Origin of the sequence: Shewanella violacea DSS12 (assembly GCF_000091325.1) — a bacterium.
Classification (GTDB): domain Bacteria; phylum Pseudomonadota; class Gammaproteobacteria; order Enterobacterales; family Shewanellaceae; genus Shewanella; species Shewanella violacea.
This window is the reverse complement of the sequence record NC_014012.1, coordinates 2,259,329-2,276,984: the sequence shown is the minus strand read 5'-3', so window position 1 is coordinate 2,276,984 and position 17,656 is coordinate 2,259,329. Positions and strand designations below refer to the sequence as shown.

Below are 17,656 nucleotides of genomic sequence, written 5' to 3'. Positions count from 1 at the left end.
TGTAGATCTAAAATATGACCCTAATTCCGTGTTTTCCTGCTAACAATTAGACTAAAAATTAGACTATCGTTAGCTATTTTTCTGTATAAAGTCCCGAGCCGTTCCCCCGCATCCTATTGTTAAAGGTGGTCAAGATCAGCTTGAGCTTCCCAGAATCTGGATCTGTCCACACACCATAAAGGGTGACTTCTCTGCCTTGGTGCTTAACCATACGCAGTGAACCATGTTTCATCTCATTCAGCTTTGCATATTCCACCCTCTGTGAACTCGGAAAAACTTCATATATGGTGTTGCCATCAACTTCAAGCGTCTTCCTTATGCTGCCGGATGTATATTGGAATATGGTTGGCTGCTGCGGCCATGCTGAATCCATTTTTTCAAACGTGCTCTTGTATCTTGATTTAATAATAAGATGCTTGTTATCTGTGCTTACCACGTAGGTAGCCTTGACGGGCTGCACCTTCCCCTCTCCCTCTGGCGTGACGAATGCAGTGCTGTAATATCGCTTATTCTGTGACGCTGTGCTGTTTATAGGGAATCTATTATTGATTGAGACTTTATCGGTTTTATGTTTCTCGACGTAATCGAACCAGAAGCCATCAGCAAGGATGTGCGCACGGTCTAGCTTCTTTGTAATGGAACCATCATCAACATAAACGCCATCAACATAAACTTTAGGTTCGGGGGATGGGCTAGGGTTGATCTCAAAGTCACAGGCACTGAGCCCTGTGATCATGGTGAGTGTTACTAGGGACAGTGCCAACTTGTTAAATCTGGCAGCTAGGAAATTTAAGGTCATCTCTTTATCTCGGATCAGTCAATTAGCCTGCTAGGCTATAGAAGCTAGATTTACCATTCATCATTAAGATAAATAGTAAAAATGTGCTAATCGACTATCTCTGGCATTGAGCACATTTTTCGCCATTATTTACATCTCTCTTCATGAATTTAGCCGAAAAAAAAAGACGCCTGCAAGGCGTCTAAATTTGAATCTAGCTCAACACAAGTTATTACTTCTCAGTGAATACTTGGTAGATATCAGCCTTCTCTTTATCTTTGTAGTTCGACATTACAAGCTTATTGGCTTTAACATTTTCGTCGTACCAAACACCAATGATGAAATCTAAACCTTCTTGTTTGTGAATGCGAAATTCGTTGTTTGCAAGTTTAGTCAGTTCTAAAGTTATGTTCACTTGCGGATCTGTAAGCTTGTTACCATCGACCACCACCTCCATCGGTCCATCTGGGGTTTCCATAACGAACGTCATTTCGTGGTCAGGCCATACCGACTTCATTTTATTAAACTGAGTGGAAATTATGCTGCTCTTGATCGTTAGCTGCTTATTGTCATTGCTAACCGTGTACTCCACTTTTTCAATTTTAGTCTGGCCATTCTTAGTGATTTCAATATCACTTTCAAACGGTTCATTTTCAGTCAATTTGTTACCCATGCTGATCTTGTTTCTGATTATTTGATCGTTTACCTTCTCAGTAAATTCGAACATGTAGCCACCAATAAGAAGCTGAGCTTCTTCAGTGATAGTACCTTGCAGGTTAGTATCGACATAGATACCGTCAACATAAACGGTTGGAGCTGGTGGCACAGGCGGCTTAGGGCTCGGGCTAGGATTCTTGTCGCTGTTACATGCGCTAAGGGCTGTAACCATTGATAGGATAAGAATTGGAGCTGCTAATTTTTTCATAAAGTCCTCTAAATTGGATAGTCTTGTGTTTCAATTAGGGCCATATTAGCGATCTAATAATTACAAAGATTCTATTAAGCTGATAGTGATTCTTGGTGATGAGTAACAGCGAAGGAGCAAGGAAGATATTGAACAAGCAGCCAGAGGTAAGTTGCTATGTTAATTCTGGTCTTATGTTGCCTCAGCGGCTATGACTAACCTTTTTTGAGGGCAATATGTCATCAGTTAATATGATAATCCCGTGCCTTAATTTAAATTCACAGTGGATCTTTCGCTGCCCAGCACCTTGCCATCTATCTGAGTCGTGGCACTTGTCACCTCTTCCCCTGCGTCGAAAGCGCTTAACTGCACGAATTCTCTTTCAGTGTGAATAGCCATTGCTTGCGCCACAGCAGGGACACACTGTCTAGTCAGAGTTATCCCTTGAATGCAGTCTAAGCTTATGGAGTTAAAGTCGATCACTAGCAATAGATTTGGCTTCGAAATCTGGTGTTGATGGAGTGAGCGATGTATCCACCGGATTTCTCAGAGATATGCTCCTTTGAAGCGTATGCCATGCCATTCATAAAATGAACATCCAGCGTAGAAAGCGCTTGGTATCTTGCAACTGAACAAGCTATGCATCTACAGGCAGTAACGTCCTTTAGCTATCCCATCCAGGTTTGAGAGTGGGATGATGATCTAGATACTTCAGCACTTTTAGTGCTCCAATTCAACAGGCATAAAAATCTCATGCACTTTCGGGTTAGCTAAAAATGTGTCTTTAATAGCAAATCGATGGCCTTTACCTAAGCAGCCTTGCAGACCATAAGCTTTCCAGTTGCACTTAGGCTTTGCTTCTGATGAGCAGAAAAAGGGTTCATGGGAGATCTCGTTGCAAGACGGGCATCTAAACCTATGGCTCGAGCAGACTAGCTTAAACTCATCCAATGACTCATACACAACCACACCTGCAGCATCTGGAAGTGGTAAGCGATCTTCGCTATACCAGATCCCAGGAGCCGAGTTTCTTAGCTTTTCCATGGCCTCGAGCAAATCGTCCTGCTTGACGCCAACACATCGAGCCCAGAGTGGTACCTGAGCACGGATAAGTTGAACGAATGGTGCATCTTTAAGATCTTCATCACCTGCTGCTCTATCGATAATTTTAGCTAAAATCGATTCGAACTTGGTTATTGACTTGTTCATCTTTTCCTTCCTTTGGCTTTACTTTTATTTTTATTTTTACGTTTTTAATATTTTTAAAATAAGCGATTAAGATATGCATATTGGTTTACTCCTATCCGCAAAACAGATCATTAACGGCCAAACATATCAAATTTATGGATGTGATTTTTAGGCAAAAAAAACCACCAGTCAACACTATGTCTGGTGGTAATAGTGGTTAAAAATATAAGCCTAATATTAGCTCTTCCTTCCAAGAGCAAAATTCACAATGAATCACTAATACCTCTAAAGAGGTTTGATATCGCCGCAAATGAGATCCTCACCCTATCAAACAGACAAATAAAAAGAGTACATATGGGTTTGCGCCTTCAGAAGAAAATCAAAAGATTTAAGGGGATCAACATCAAGCTGAACAAGTCCACTTTTGGTATTGATATTAGTAGTGCTGACGGCCCTAGTCTGACTATTGGTAGAAAATACTTTGGGGTTAACCTTAATAAAAAAGGTGCCCTAGGATTCGGAGGATTGACCGGAAGTGGTTTTAGCTACCGGACTAAGCGCAATGGCCTAGATGAAGTTATAGCTGCACGCAATGAACACGTGATGAGTGATATCAAGTTTGGTAAGACGTTCAAGAGCACCACAGGCTTAGCTTGGCCATTCATTAGAGTGACTTTTATCGCTTATATTTCCATTGCAGCGATACTGACCATTACATTCCCCCATAGTCTTGACAGTGCCATACTCTGGGGCGCTATAGTTGCAGCCCTGCCAATTGGGGCCTGGCATGCTAAGTCAGTCTACAAGGACGTCATGCGTTGTGGGAAGTGTGGAGAGACCAGATTCTATTTAGATCAAGGTGTGCTTGTTAATCAAAGGTATTTATATCCGACCAAGGTTGGCAATCCGGACAAGCGTTACAGGTACAATCCCATGGTATCCATCTCTGAAATTAATTGCCATTGCAGAGGCTGCAATGAAATCGCTGAGACAAGAATTGCGACTCACGTCTAACACCTAACGCCTAGTCAAATATCATGGGCCCCGACCTTGTGCGGGGATTATTCATTTTGAGGATGTGAATAACAACTTGGAACAAGCCCAGTAGTTCACTCCCCCTACTCACTTAATCACTTAATCACTTAATCACTTAAAGAACCATAGATATGATCCAGGTAAAGTGAACATGGGTCCATATTTTATGGGATAAAGGGCCACCAGAATCGGTGGCCCTTTTATTGGCTGTACATTGGTTGTTACATAAGAAGAAAGTAACTATCAAACTCTAGGAGTGTACTCGATTAGGTTTATTTCTTGCCCAGCTGAGTCTTTCAATACAGACACTAGACCTATGTAAGGGATCTCAAAAGACATCATCTCCACAGCACCATTGGCCAGTGCACGCTCAACCGTTGTGCTTAGCTTCTCGACAGTGACATACCCCAACCAACCAGACATTTCTTCATCTGATCCCGTCTCAAAGATACCAGCCACTGGCTTTGCTGAGTCTTTAGGAATGATTAAGCCGTAACGCTTACCATTTCTGCCAGGAACCTCTCGGATAGTGCAACCGAAAGTTTCAGCGTAAAATGCTACGGAGGCGGTGAAAGATGGAGTGTGTAGCTCTTGCCAATTAAAATTCATATTAGTCTCTGACTTGGGTAAATAGCCAATGAGTATTGAACAATACCCATTACCAAGCATTACCAATACTTTTAGTAAACAAATAATAGTAAGCCAATAAAAAAATCTGCTGCAAGGATTTAATCCTCTAGCGCTTCTAGTCTATCTAAGACAAGTAGAGCTTAATGCTAAAATATCCATTTATGCCCTTTTACTGCTTTTGCGCACAAGACTGCATCTTCAGCCAAAAAGTTTCTTGGCAGGTGTTAATAAATGTTTTCCGTGATGGCCTTATACTTTGCTGACCAGAATTAATCACTTCATAACTTATCCAACACTCTTCGCACACTCCCTCAGAAGGTGAATTATCTCGTTCAATCTTGCACTGAATAACAACCCCATTATCATAGTGATACCTTGTTTCCTTTTCACTTACTTCTATATCACCATCTGTATAGCGACTTGTTTTTGCATGCTTAATAACAATCGAAACCTTAGCCTTTTGATCCTTGATAGCCTTAATGTAAGTAAACAGAGAATTCATTCTTTCCCCCTTAGTAAACAAGGTATTTATGTGACATGATATTTATTTGTGACCTTAATGAACCTGCGGATGCGACACGTCTAAAACAACAGGCTTGTGTTCATGGTGATGATGGTCATGCCCAACCCCAGAAACAAGCAAGTAGATCACGCCAAAACCTATCAGACCACCTAGACGTGCCGGCAGCTCCTTATCACTGCATTCCTTCTCGTGATGCTCATGCAGCAAGACATGCATGATTGCGCCTGCAACAAACGCTTGGATGTAGACTGTACTAGCCAAGTCAAGATGCAGCATGACTTCACCACCTGCAAAATAACCAATACAAGTCATCACAAGCATCAAAGCAAGAGCAAGACAGGCCCACAAAGTTCCAACCCTCGGCTGCACCATCCACCAGATAGCAAGCCCTTCTGGTATTCGATGAAGAATAACACCAACCGCCAGCATGATCGAGGCATCAGCCTGTTGAGCCAGCATCACTGAACAGCCATCAGTGATATTGTGGAGCATGAGGCCAAAGATACTTAAGCTAACGGCAAAGGCGTGAGTCGTCCCGGTCCTATTTTTGAAGAGCTTTTCTGATAATGTCGGAGTGATAATACCTAAGATCACCACGGCTAGTGACAGTGCACCGCCGACAGCGATAATGTCCGGCAATATATGCAAGATCACTAACCCGGACAGCGTGATAAATATGAACCCGTCGAGGCCCTTTAGAAGGCCATGACTGGCGGATAAATAGCGATAAAATAATGGACATATCAGCAAGGATAAACAACTGACAGCAAGGTAAATCATGAATAAAAATTCCCATTAGATATGGTTGATTCGAGTATTAGACGATAACGATATGTTTCATGGGCCGTCGATAGATTCCTATTCCCATTGCTCGCCTTACATATGGCTGTACTAGGCCAACATTCATATTTGCATGCCTAGAAAAATCGAATACCAGTTTGTTGTGAAAAACTTTGATAACAAAGGGCATAGGTAAAATTCTCTATTAAATCAATACGAAACATTCTAACAATTCATTTTAAAGAGCTCTGGTATGTACATCTACACCGGACAATTGAAAAGAACATTCATGCTGAGCCATCTGACACCTTCTTCGACTTCATCAGCCCAAAAATCCAGCATACTGAAAGTCATTAGAATCATGAGTGCTACCCTGTAGTGATGCTAAGGTGCGGATTTTTAATGAAGTGGAAAAACCTTTAATGTTATTGTTCAAAGCATATCTCTTTGGCTACGGAATTATGGCCATTCTCCATATTAGAGATCACTAAGCATCACCATGAGTGCTGATGAATATAGCCTTTTCTTATTTAGGAATTAGTAGGCATTAAATTAGTAAATGAATCAAAAAAATGCTTCATGCCAGCAGACATTAACAGCCAATATGTTTCGGCCAATTATTCAGCCTGAACAGGGCTATTGTCGAAGGACAGATAGCGATGACCGCTACCTACTTCATCGGTTTGAATCATCATTGTTGTCTTCTCAGGTGTGACACTGAATACAGTAGCTGTCACAGTGCCAACCATAGGGCCACGGCCTTTCCAAACGTTGTCAGAGCCTAAAAAATCCTGGGCTTGCTCAAGTGTAAACTTGCTGTTGTGCCCGAGGAACGAATCAGCCGCCCTCTGACGCTTTAAAGAACCTGATGCAAATGCCGCATCTAGGAAGTCATAATCCTTGTATAAAGAGTGATTGGCGTGCGCTCTTTCACTTCCATATGAATAGTTAACTGTATCTGGATAACCGTTCTCAACGTTGAGCACTTCACCTTGGCCATTGGTGACGGTGTGAGAGAAAAAGGCTGAATATTTATTGTGAGCCTTAAACACATCAATCATGTCTGAGCTTTTCTCTATATTGAAGGCTTCCCACGAAAGATAGAATGAAGGCGTAACACCCTCACCCATTATTTCCCCACCTGCTTTTTGTCGTGCCGTTCCTTCGGTCGCATTAGTATTCACTAACATCATTTGACCGCCCTTGGTGATGCCGCCAAATGGGATGAGTCCAGCCCAGGTTTGGATAACACGAGTTTTACCGTCTAAGCCAGTGTGTTTGAGAATGATTAGGCCTTTGTAATTCGCTGCCATATAGTCAAAATTTGCGCCGCCCATGGCATACCCCTTACCTTGGTTCTGTGCAAACACAGTGCATTTAGCGGGCGCAGCTGGGTTATATCCACTCTTCTGTGACTGCAAGAAACCAATACCGCCATTAGCTTGACTGACTAGAATGGCTTCATCAGACATAGCCACTGATAATAGAAGTTCAGGCGTGCGATTTAAGCTATCCGCAAGACCACTGATGTAAGCAGCCCCATCCGGTGTGGCGGCTTGTATGCGTTGAAATATTTTATTCGACTCTAAGTACTTTGATATTGCGATAACATTCAAGCCCTCAAGCATGAGGCCAAGCGTTGCATCATAGCGATCTATTGAATCCAGAATCTGCTCCTTTGCCACAACACCAACATATTTACCCAGTTCGTATGACGAACCCTTGAACTGCACTTCAGTGATGTTATCTGTGTGCTGGATCATGCTTGCGTTTGAAGCGAAGGCAGTGGCTAATAGAGCTGCACATAAGGTAATTTTTTTCATATTGAGCCTCTAAATAAATGGTGTTGTTTAATATGTGTTCATTAAACATCACCCCCACTAGCCATGCATCATTAAGAAATTTAGTGGGTAATAGTGTTGAAGCTCTATACCTTTGTGACACACAAAAAAGCCGCTATTATTAGCGGCATTAGTTATTGCTCGAGTGTAGATTTAGCTTTCTGATACAAGGAGCAAACCGCGAGGCACTTCACCGTCCATGAGTGCCATGGATTTCATAAGAGTAGGACTGTCGACCCATACCCAGTTTTGAAAGGTGTTAGATACATCCATGATTAAAAACGAGTCAGAAGCTTTGTGGTACGCCACAACAGGTGAGAAATGACCGCTCCCCGCCTGCTCCATGACTTCGCGAGAATAGTTAACGATAAGGTATTTATCTTCTGTCTTAAGAGCATCCAACATGGCCGCTTTGACAGATGGCAACACGTCCGTGTCCGTGATGTAGAAAGCGACTGTCTCCAAACCGTGATTCTTAGCCAGTTGTTCCATCTGATTAAGCTGCAAACCATAGTCAGCTTCTTGCTTTATCCCTGTGGGCTTGCCCATGATCTCAAGCATCGGCTTGAGGCTCAGCGCTACAACCGTATTTTGGGTGTAGCGATGGAATAGAGGATGCCAGTTGCCCTTAGGAAAATATGTTCTGTCCTCTTTGGCAATGATCGACTCATCGATAGGAATGATACTGGCCAGCCTTTCAACCCTAAGCGCATTCAATACAATCGACATGGACGCAACACCACAATAGACCTTATTCTCTTGTCCCTGGAACTGTGTGGCCAGTGCAAAAAAGTCATCCTTGAATTTGGACTGTTCGAGACGCTGGATCCCTTCTTTACTGTCCCAGCCAACGACTTCAACAGCAAATGCAGGCAAAGCCGTTAGGTAACTGACGCAGCCGACTAGCGCAGCCACAAGAGTCGTTCTGAATTTGTTTTGCATGATTTTCTCTTACCTTAAGTTAAAAACATCCAAACCTAACAAGGCTAAATACACTATTCATTAGTAATAGAACTAGTGACGAATAGTAAAATGCAGACATCTAAAATGCGATTCCTTCTCACTTGCACCTAAGGTGCAAAAACTCGGAGTTGTAATGTTTAAAACCAACAAAATATCCCTCTCAATTCTGGCCTCTTTGGTCTCTATCTCAGTACAAGCTCACGACCATGGCCATGATGATATCGAAGTCATTAGCGTCATGGGCGTAACTCATCCAGCGCCAAACAACAGCTCAGTAATGAAGATGGATGTGAGCCAGCTAGACACCGCCGGAACCGTTGCAGTTTACAATTCAGAGCTAATGGAAGCCCAAAGCTCACAGTCTTTAGGTGATGTATTAAAAAATGATGCCAGCATCTCAGCAGGCAACACCCGACGTGGCCGCGAACGCTTTTATATGCGCGGCTTCGTATTAGAACCAGATCAAAGCTACCTGCGTGACGGTCAGTTCCATCTATCTCGTTATTCACAGCCCATAGAACTCTACGACCGTATTGAAGTGCTCAAAGGCACTGGTGCCCTACTCTATGGGAAATCAACGCCTGCAGGCCTGATTAACCTAGTGACTAAGAAAGCAGACACAGAAGAGTTCGAGTTTAGCATTCAGCAGGAATTTGGCTCCTTCGGACATGCCAAATCGACACTAGATATTAGCGGCGCATTGAATGAGAGTGGCACACTAAGGGCCAGAAGCATCTTGTCTAAATCTTCTAAGGAAGGATGGCGCAAGTACAAAGACGGATCTAAGGCTGAGTCTGATCGCTTTGTCGGCGCATTAATGCTTGAGGCAGACCTAAGCGATGACACCAGTGTCACGTTTAACTATGACCGGACAGACGATGACAGCCAGTTAGACATGGGCGCTCTTCATCTCAAGAATAAAGACACTAAAAAATATGAGCTCGTTGGCAAACGTGGCTACATCTGGGATATGCCATGGTCTAAGCGTGAATCAAACGTTGAAAACATCGGATTCACACTAAACTCAGATCTCAATGATGATTGGTCCATCAATACAGGCATCAATCAACAAACTCACGAGCGCACTACCCTAGAAAGTATGTATGGCAGAGTGCAAGGCACAGATTTAGTCAAAAACGAATACTCGCTACGCGGTAGAGAGACTTTCGAGCAGTTCGATGTAACAACCGGTTTCTTCGATCTTAAGGGTGAATTTGAGACCGGAAGCATCAACCACAGACTAGTGATTGGCACTAACATGGTGGACTACTCACGAACAGGCAAACAGATGACAGTTGATTTCGCCGACAAGGTTAGCTGGGATGACCGCACCATCATCGACAGGCCTGATAGCTTGGATTACCGCAATGGCAAAGACATGCTTGAAGTTAAGCGCAAATCATATGGCGTTTATCTACAAGACCAGATCGAGATCAACGACCAGTGGCATATCATAGCTGGTGTTCGATTCGATAGAGAGGAAACGGACGCATCAACGCAAAACAACATATTGCCTAAGCTGGGCCTCATCTATCACCCCACAGCTAACACCTCTGTCTATGCCACCTATAGCGAGAGCTTTGAACCTAAAGATCCTGTCATGAACTCAGATGATATCAACTACGGCAAGAAGCTCGACGCCGAACGTGGTGAATCATACGAGATTGGTGCCAAAGGTGAATTCCTAGACGGCGCTTTGTATCTATCGACCGCACTATTTAGCATTGAACAAAACAACAAGGTGATTACAGCCACAAGCTCGCATAACCCACCTGTCACGACTCAAGCGGGGGCTGTTCGTCACAGAGGTATAGAGTTCACGGCAGAAGGCCAATTAACTGATGATCTATCTCTGCTGACTTCTATGATGTATCTCGACGCCAAGGTGATTCAAGACCCTCGCTTTGCCGGAAAGCGATCAAAAGATGTACCTAAGTTCTCAGCAAGCACATGGTTGAACTACAGCATCACAGATAACACTCAGGTATCAGCTGGTGCCGTATACGTAGGTGAGCGCTATGGTGAATCAGCTAACGAGTTCCTGAAAGACGCATACGTAAAAGTTGATTTAGGTTTCAGCCATACAATGAGCTTTGCCAAGGATCATGATGCTGTCGTAAGACTGACAGTAGACAACCTATTTGATGTTGATTACCTCAGGGGTGGATGCACCAACAACGCCAACTTTGGCGATGGCCGTGCCATTAAGGCATCTATTCAATATAGATTCTAATTCATCCCAGAAATGAAAAAGGCCGCTATAACTAGCGGCCTTTTGTGTAGGCTAGCCATCCTTGGCTGGGTAGAAAACTTAAAGGGCTTGGCCTAACTGCTCATTGCAGTCCTTTAGTAATTGACGTGACACCTCGATGGCATGGGGCATGCCATAGTGAGCACTGTTATAATTAAAGTCCTTCTTAGAATGCTGCTTGCAGCACTTGTCACACATAGGCTTTTCGGGTGTCGGGGCTTCTTTTTGTGCAAATGTAGAAGCTGAGAACAGGGTAAGCAGGAGTAAAACTTTTTTCATTTGATATCTCGAATTGGGATGCCATCCTTGGCTGGGTAAAATTAAAGAGGTTTATAATTCAAAACCGACCGCTATGTTGCCTTGGACATCGCCACGGTCGCCAGCTGACTTAGATATACCGCCACGAATAACAACCTTTTCAGTTGCACGGTAGCCGAAACCAACCGCTACCGCTTTCTTATCGCTAGCGAAGCCAAGACCAACACCCATTTGTAAACGACCTACATTGTATGGCTGTGGAAGACCAGACAAGGCATTGGTCATAGCAGCGTTCTCATTCATGTAGTCCTGGAAGCCGTCAATGCGGTTCTCTATGGCATCAATTCTGCGGCCATTCTGCTCAATAGCTTTGGTGTTTTCGTCAATACGACCTTCTAAACGAGCCACCTGAGCAGCACCATCGCGACGAATATTTTTGTCGAAGTTATTCATCTTGTCGATAAAGTCTTTAACATCACCACCATGTTTTGCTATGGCTTTTTCAATCGCTTTATCAGCAATCTTCTCGACTGCCTTTTCAGCGGCATCACTGTTGTTAGCGACAGCGTCTTCAATTGCCTTAGCTGCGGCTTTCTCTGCGATAACCTTAGCTTCTTTACGTGCTATTTCGATATCAGCCTTAGAGATAGAACCGCCCTTGTTTTTAACATCAGCGATAGCCTTGCGGTTATCCTTGATGTCTGTGGTGTTTGTATCCGTCTGTTTCTGAACAAGGATTAACGTCTGCTTAGCTTGCTTGAAATCACTATCAATTTGCTGGAACTTATTATCGACGTAATCTTTACCGTCTTTGGCTAAGGTGTCGTTAGCCTTCTTACCTTTGGCAAGAACATCATCATAAGCAGCTTTACCGTCTTCACGGATCTTCGTATCGTCATAACCATTTTCGTTAATCTCATCAATACGTTTTTCTAGACGCTTGGCTTCTGCTGTCCCATCCTTATTGATTTGATTTACAGCCTCCTCACCAGCTTGAGTAAGATGCTCTATTTCACCGTCAACATGCTTACCCATAGTGTTATAAGCCACTAGAGCATCTGCACGAATAGTGCTGTCGTCATAACCTTTAGCCGCTACATCATCAATGCGTAGGTCAAGACGGGCAGCTTCATCAACACCTGCCTGAGCGAGCAGATTAACCTGAGCATCAACATGCTTACCCATAGTGTTATAGGCCACCTGAGCTTCAGCACGTAATGGTCTATCATCGAACTTAGCATCTTCTATACGTTGATCTAGGCGAACTGACTCATCAACACCTGCCTGAGTGAGCAGATTAATTTGAGAGTCTACGTGCTTACCCATGGTGTTATAGGCCAACAGAGCATCTTTACGGATCTCGGTATCGCTGAACTTGGCCACAGCATCAATGCGCTGGTCAAGACGTGAAGCCTCTTCGATACCTGCATCTGTCAAACGATTAACCTGAGCATCAACATGCTTACCCATGGTGTTATAGGCCACCTGAGCTTCAGCTCGTAATTGTCTATCATCGAACTTAGCATCTTCTATACGTTGATCTAGGCGAACTGACTCATCAACACCTGCCTGAGCGAGCAGATTAATTTGAGAGTCTACGTGCTTACCCATGGTGTTATAGGCCAACAGAGCATCTTTACGGATCTCGGTATCGCTGAACTTGGCCACGGCATCAATGCGCTGGTCAAGACGTGAAGCCTCTTCAATACCTGCATCTGTCAAACGATTAACCTGAGCATCAACATGCTTACCCATAGTGTTATAGGCCACCTGAGCTTCAGCTCGTAATTGTCTATCATCGAACTTAGCATCTTCTATACGTTGATCTAGGCGAACTGACTCATCAACACCTGCCTGCGCGAGCAGATTAATTTGAGAGTCTACGTGCTTACCCATGGTGTTATAGGCCACCTGAGCTTCAGCACGAATTGCATTATCGTCATAACCGTTAGCTTTGACATCATCAATGCGTAGGTTAAGACGAGCAGCTTCATCAACACCTGATTGAGTCATACGTTCCATTTGAGTATCAATATGCTTACCCATGGTGTTATAGGCTACCTGAGCTTCAGCACGTAATTGTCTATCATCGAACTTAGCATCTTCTATACGTTGATCTAGGCGAACTGACTCATCAACACCTGCCTGAGCGAGCAGATTAATTTGAGAGTCTACGTGCTTACCCATGGTGTTATAGGCCAACAGAGCATCTTTACGGATCTCGGTATCGCTGAACTTGGCCACGGCATCAATGCGCTGGTCAAGACGTGAAGCCTCTTCAATACCTGCATCTGTCAAACGATTAACCTGAGCATCAACATGCTTACCCATGGTGTTATAGGCCACCTGAGCTTCAGCTCGTAATTGTCTATCATCGAACTTAGCATCTTCTATACGTTGATCTAGGCGAACTGACTCATCAACACCTGCCTGCGCGAGCAGATTAATTTGAGAGTCTACGTGCTTACCCATGGTGTTATAGGCCACCTGAGCTTCGGCACGAATTGCATTATCGTCATAACCGTTAGCTTTGACATCATCAATGCGCTGGTCAAGACGTGAAGCCTCTTCAATACCTGCATCTGTCAAACGATTAACCTGAGCATCAACACGCTTACCCATGGTGTTATAGGCCAACAGAGCATCTTTACGAATCGCCGCATCGTCATAACCGTTAGCCTGTACATCATCAATGCGCTGATCTAGGCGCAACGCCTCCTCACGTCCGGCAGTTGAAGCCAATGCGATACGTTCTGTCACTGATTCATTGACGCTGTTAGCGACTTTATTAACGTAATCACGACCTTCATCACGAATCGCCCCATCGTCATAACTGTTAGCTTTGACGTCATCAATACGCTTATCTAAGCGCAGCGCCTCATCACGTCCGGCATCTGAAGCGGAAGCAATGCGCTTATTCACATCGCCACTGAGATCTGAAATTCCTTCAGCGTTAAAGTCAATACGCGCCTTGTTTTGTACAGAGCTAGCGGCTATCTGCTTCATGGAATCGCGATCTACATTAGCCTGCGCATTCAATGAATCGTAAGCCAGCTTACCTTTGTTGTTGAGACCTTTCATTGACGAATCAAGCTTGACTACTTCATCAGAGCCAGCTTTGAGCAAGTTTTCATATGCGAAAGTACCTTTCTGGTCTAAGGCATTTAAAGCTTCTTGGCCTTCATGGGCCAGCACACCTTGTTCAAGTTTCAGTTCTGTAACGGCGTGGAAGTTCTGGCTAACGCCAGCATAAAGGTTATCAACACCTTTAGCGTTATCAGTAGACAGTTGCTCTAAGCGGGCTGACTCAGTGCGTCCGGCAGTGTAGACATCTTCAGCATAATTTTGCGCTTCGATACGAATAGCGGCATCGTCATAACTATTTGCTTTCACATCATCAATACGCTGTTCAAGACGAGCCGATTCTTCACGACTAGCTGAATACACATCTTCGACGGCATTCCGACCATCTATTTTAAGGTCGATTAGCGCTTGTTGACCCTCTTTCTGCATTTTCCCAATGGCGGTTTGGGTTTCGGTGCGCAATGTACCAGTGCTAGCTTTAAGCTCGTCATATGCTTCCTTCCCTTCTCTTCGGATAGGTCTATCGTCATACTTAGAATCTTTAATAGCCGTCTCTAAGCGCGCAGATTCGTTTTCACCATCTTCGCGTAAAATGGCTATGTCACCATGATTGTCACTAATACGGCCATCATGGCCTTTTAGATCAGTTTCAAACCTTTGTGCATCAGCTCGAAGCGTGACATTGTCAGACTTAATCTTTGCCTGCTCTTTTTTCATAGTTGAATTTGATTTTTCAATCTCAACTACACGGTCAGTATTCTTAGTTATTTTTGAATCTCTAAAAAATGCATCAGCAGCAAGCTTCATAGAGAGCTTATCCGCATTATGTTGCCTAATAGCTATGTTGTTTATGTCTTTAGAGTGGATTGCTAAATGCTCTTCATTTACTTTCACGCGGCGTTTTAGTTGGTCATCATCATCAGCGTGCACAAAACTAGCAGACAGAACTGCTAGTACAGATACCGCTATTATTGTTTTCTTCATTTTCTACCCAGTAGGTTGGTGTGATTATTGATTTTATAGCGTGATTATTCATCAATACTGAATACTCAGCATCACTAAGAAAATTAGTAGTTATTGGTAATAGAATAGAATTCTAAAAAAGTAGTAATACAGTGTGAATAAAGGTTTTTTGACAAATAAAGACCATTGATAAGTGGCCATTCCGTTAGATTAACGTCTATTAGAACCAGCCCTTGATTCATTTGTAAGCTGAATAACAAACACCCTACTCATGTTCATGATTATTAAGCTGTAAATTCAAACTGAATGTGGCAAATACATATATGGTGACTCAAATGATGTGCTTTACAGCGGATTAGGCGAGGTATCCCAAAATCTCTGTGCTATATTCCGGCTACGGGATAGTTGAGGAGGTCGAAACCTCGACGAAATAACGGGAACCTTGCCGCTTTTCCCCACTTATTTTCAAGGCAGCTTTAAGGTAAGCAATGAATGGCTTCATTATCGGCAAAGGCAAAAATAGAACTTGGTAGTTTACTGGTTAATCAAGATGAACTTGCAGGTCTTCTGGCTCTGCTTCCAAAAGAGCACTTAAGCAATTATCCATTGCTGCAAAAAGAGCTGTTCATCAAGAACCCGAATACAAAAAATTACAACAAGGCGCTTAAAGACGGTAATTTCAGTAAAAATGAATACCGTGATCGTATCTTCGCAAGATTGGACATCTTCGCTTATGAGATTGCATGCTCTATGAATACTGACCACTTGGTGGAAAGAGTCATTCTTATGGCTGGCGATGATATGAGTATCATTGACGAATTGCAGATTGAGGACATTGGAGCCGAGGTTATTCAGCGTGTTCTAATGGATTTGAGTGCTAATGTCAGAAAGCAAGTTCAGCCTAAGGGTGATCATCCTTTTTTAGCTGAACGTGGCAGAATTGACCATAAGTTTTGGCGTCACGCAGACAAGGCCCATGCTGCTTTCGTCGAAGGTTACTCTACACAAGCAGCACTTGATGCATGGTGTCAGTTAAACCTTAACACTCGCTGCCCACAAAGCTTCATTCGTTGGACTAAAAGCCATGAAGATCCGCGTTCTGTGATGGAATGGGTTGAATACGCCGCGCGAGAGCAAGCTTAGGTTCTGCGATCATAATCTAAAAATTCATTCATAAGGCCGCTCAATTCTGGCCTTATGAGTTTAAGTCGCTTTACCTAGAGCCATCATTTAACCCATAAGATGGGATGACATGATGGCCAGCATGCGCTAAAAATTACGCGACACTGGCTAATTGCCTTGCCAGAAATTAAGCTTGGTGACGTGTGTACAAGAATCAAACAAGTGTGATTAAGAGTTCCGAACCAGTGTTAACGGGTATAAAGTTAATTATTTGCTATTAGTTTATTTGTGGCAAAAAAAAGCCACCGACTAGGTGACCTTTAGCTGCTTTAAGTTTGGAGGAACCTAAATGTTTTAGAAGCGGTAGCCGACGGTGAACATGAAAGCACTGAAATCTTTGTTAGAAACGTCTTTAGACTTACCAACAAACTTAGAATCTGCTGAGTACTTCATTTCACGTTCACCTTTCTGCCATGTGTAATGAAGGTTGAAGTTTAAACCGTTATCCAAGTAGTAACCTACACCGACCATAGGTGCGTACTTGTATGAGCTTTTACCAGAAACACTTGTGTCATCTTGGTCGATAAAATTGCCGTTTATTTCATAGTGCTTCTGACCAACGCCTGCGCCTAAGCTGTACTTTGACATTTCAACACCAGCTTTAAATGCCAGTTGTGCACTACCAAGATCGAACTGATAACCAGTATACAAGCTGTGTGCCTTGTATTTGTCTTTGGCATATACGGTGGTGTGAACTACTGTACCTAGGGCTTCACCATTTTCAACATCTGTGAATGATGTTTTGTTGTCATCGCCAGTGTAAGTGTAACCAAGAAGGAAGTTGTTGTAGCCGCCTTCTAAGCCAACGGCGGCGTTAGTGCCACCGTGTTTGCTGTTAGATGCGCCAACCAATGGGTTAATAGTGAAGCCGTTATCGGCAGCAACTGCTGCACCTGAAAGACCCAACATAGAAGTTGCTACGCACGCTAGTAAAATTCTTTTCATGTTCATGTTCTCGTTTATTTTCTCTGATTTGTGATAGTTGAGATTCTTAGCAAGCGAGTGTACTCGTTAAGATATGAGCATGATATTTGCTATGTTATTACTAGGCATCATTAAGAAAACTTATTAAGGCTAGTATTAAGTGGAGTTGGGAGAGGATTTAAGTCCTTGTTAGTCAGACAAGTCCAGTATTAGTGCTTATCTAAAATCTAACTACCGGATCACGGCATAGATAAGGTATTCATTAAATACACTGAAAGAAGTAATATTGGTGAGTAACGAGCAAGATATCAGCCCCAACTATGACCTTAACTCATACGCCTACATAAACTGT

14 protein-coding genes are annotated in these 17,656 nt (G+C 43.2%); 3 read left to right on the top strand and 11 right to left on the bottom strand.

Features of this window, described 5'->3' with window-relative positions:
- Nucleotides 1-73: 73 nt before the first annotated feature.
- The 3 genes from SVI_RS09290 to SVI_RS09280 all read right to left on the bottom strand — a co-directional run bounded on the left by SVI_RS09290 (nucleotide 74) and on the right by SVI_RS09280 (nucleotide 2,891).
- Nucleotides 74-799, bottom strand: coding sequence for a hypothetical protein (locus SVI_RS09290; RefSeq protein WP_013051250.1), 726 nt, complete (start codon nucleotides 797-799; stop codon nucleotides 74-76).
- A 211-nt stretch (nucleotides 800-1,010) separates the two neighbouring features.
- Nucleotides 1,011-1,703, bottom strand: a complete 693-nt coding sequence (locus SVI_RS09285) for a hypothetical protein (protein WP_013051249.1) — start codon at nucleotides 1,701-1,703, stop codon at nucleotides 1,011-1,013.
- Nucleotides 1,704-2,402: 699 nt separating this feature from the next.
- Entirely contained in the window at nucleotides 2,403-2,891 is a 489-nt protein-coding gene (locus SVI_RS09280) for a hypothetical protein (protein ID WP_041419834.1), read from the bottom strand.
- 333 nt (nucleotides 2,892-3,224) lie between these two features.
- Between SVI_RS09280 and SVI_RS09275 the strand changes: the two genes are divergently transcribed.
- Entirely contained in the window at nucleotides 3,225-3,884 is a 660-nt protein-coding gene (locus SVI_RS09275) for a hypothetical protein (RefSeq protein ID WP_157608673.1), read from the top strand.
- A 264-nt stretch (nucleotides 3,885-4,148) separates the two neighbouring features.
- Here the strand turns inward: SVI_RS09275 and SVI_RS09270 are convergent, their stop codons facing one another.
- The 5 genes from SVI_RS09270 to SVI_RS09250 form a co-directional block, all read right to left on the bottom strand.
- A complete protein-coding gene (locus tag SVI_RS09270) occupies nucleotides 4,149-4,514 on the bottom strand; it encodes a VOC family protein (RefSeq protein ID WP_013051244.1) in 366 nt (121 codons plus the stop codon).
- A 190-nt stretch (nucleotides 4,515-4,704) separates the two neighbouring features.
- Nucleotides 4,705-5,037: a hypothetical protein gene (locus SVI_RS09265; RefSeq protein WP_013051243.1), complete on the bottom strand. Its 333-nt coding sequence runs from the start codon at nucleotides 5,035-5,037 to the stop codon at nucleotides 4,705-4,707.
- 54 nt (nucleotides 5,038-5,091) lie between these two features.
- Nucleotides 5,092-5,838, bottom strand: coding sequence for a ZIP family metal transporter (locus SVI_RS09260; protein ID WP_013051242.1), 747 nt, complete (start codon nucleotides 5,836-5,838; stop codon nucleotides 5,092-5,094).
- 617 nt (nucleotides 5,839-6,455) lie between these two features.
- Entirely contained in the window at nucleotides 6,456-7,661 is a 1,206-nt protein-coding gene (locus SVI_RS09255) for a C45 family autoproteolytic acyltransferase/hydolase (RefSeq protein WP_013051241.1), read from the bottom strand.
- A gap of 171 nt (nucleotides 7,662-7,832) precedes the next feature.
- A complete protein-coding gene (locus SVI_RS09250; RefSeq protein WP_013051240.1) occupies nucleotides 7,833-8,621 on the bottom strand; it encodes a phytochelatin synthase family protein in 789 nt (262 codons plus the stop codon).
- A 154-nt stretch (nucleotides 8,622-8,775) separates the two neighbouring features.
- Here SVI_RS09250 and SVI_RS09245 point away from each other — a divergent pair, with 154 nt between their 5' ends.
- Entirely contained in the window at nucleotides 8,776-10,875 is a 2,100-nt protein-coding gene (locus SVI_RS09245) for a TonB-dependent siderophore receptor (RefSeq protein ID WP_041419832.1), read from the top strand.
- 78 nt (nucleotides 10,876-10,953) lie between these two features.
- Here SVI_RS09245 and SVI_RS09240 read toward each other — a convergent pair whose 3' ends face one another.
- Nucleotides 10,954-11,172, bottom strand: a complete 219-nt coding sequence (locus SVI_RS09240; protein WP_013051238.1) for a hypothetical protein — start codon at nucleotides 11,170-11,172, stop codon at nucleotides 10,954-10,956.
- A 51-nt stretch (nucleotides 11,173-11,223) separates the two neighbouring features.
- Nucleotides 11,224-15,219, bottom strand: a complete 3,996-nt coding sequence (locus SVI_RS09235; protein ID WP_013051237.1) for a YadA C-terminal domain-containing protein — start codon at nucleotides 15,217-15,219, stop codon at nucleotides 11,224-11,226.
- A 471-nt stretch (nucleotides 15,220-15,690) separates the two neighbouring features.
- On the opposite strand from SVI_RS09235, the gene SVI_RS09230 reads away from it, so the two are divergent.
- The gene (locus tag SVI_RS09230; RefSeq protein ID WP_013051236.1) at nucleotides 15,691-16,341 is read left to right on the top strand and encodes a hypothetical protein; all 651 of its coding nucleotides are present in this window, start codon (nucleotides 15,691-15,693) and stop codon (nucleotides 16,339-16,341) included.
- Between the two features lie 333 nt (nucleotides 16,342-16,674).
- On the opposite strand, the gene SVI_RS09225 is transcribed toward SVI_RS09230, so the two are convergent.
- Nucleotides 16,675-17,325 carry a hypothetical protein gene (locus SVI_RS09225; RefSeq protein ID WP_013051235.1) on the bottom strand — a complete coding sequence of 217 codons (651 nt, stop codon included), beginning with the start codon at nucleotides 17,323-17,325 and terminating at the stop codon, nucleotides 16,675-16,677.
- Between the last annotated feature and the right edge of the window lie 331 nt (nucleotides 17,326-17,656).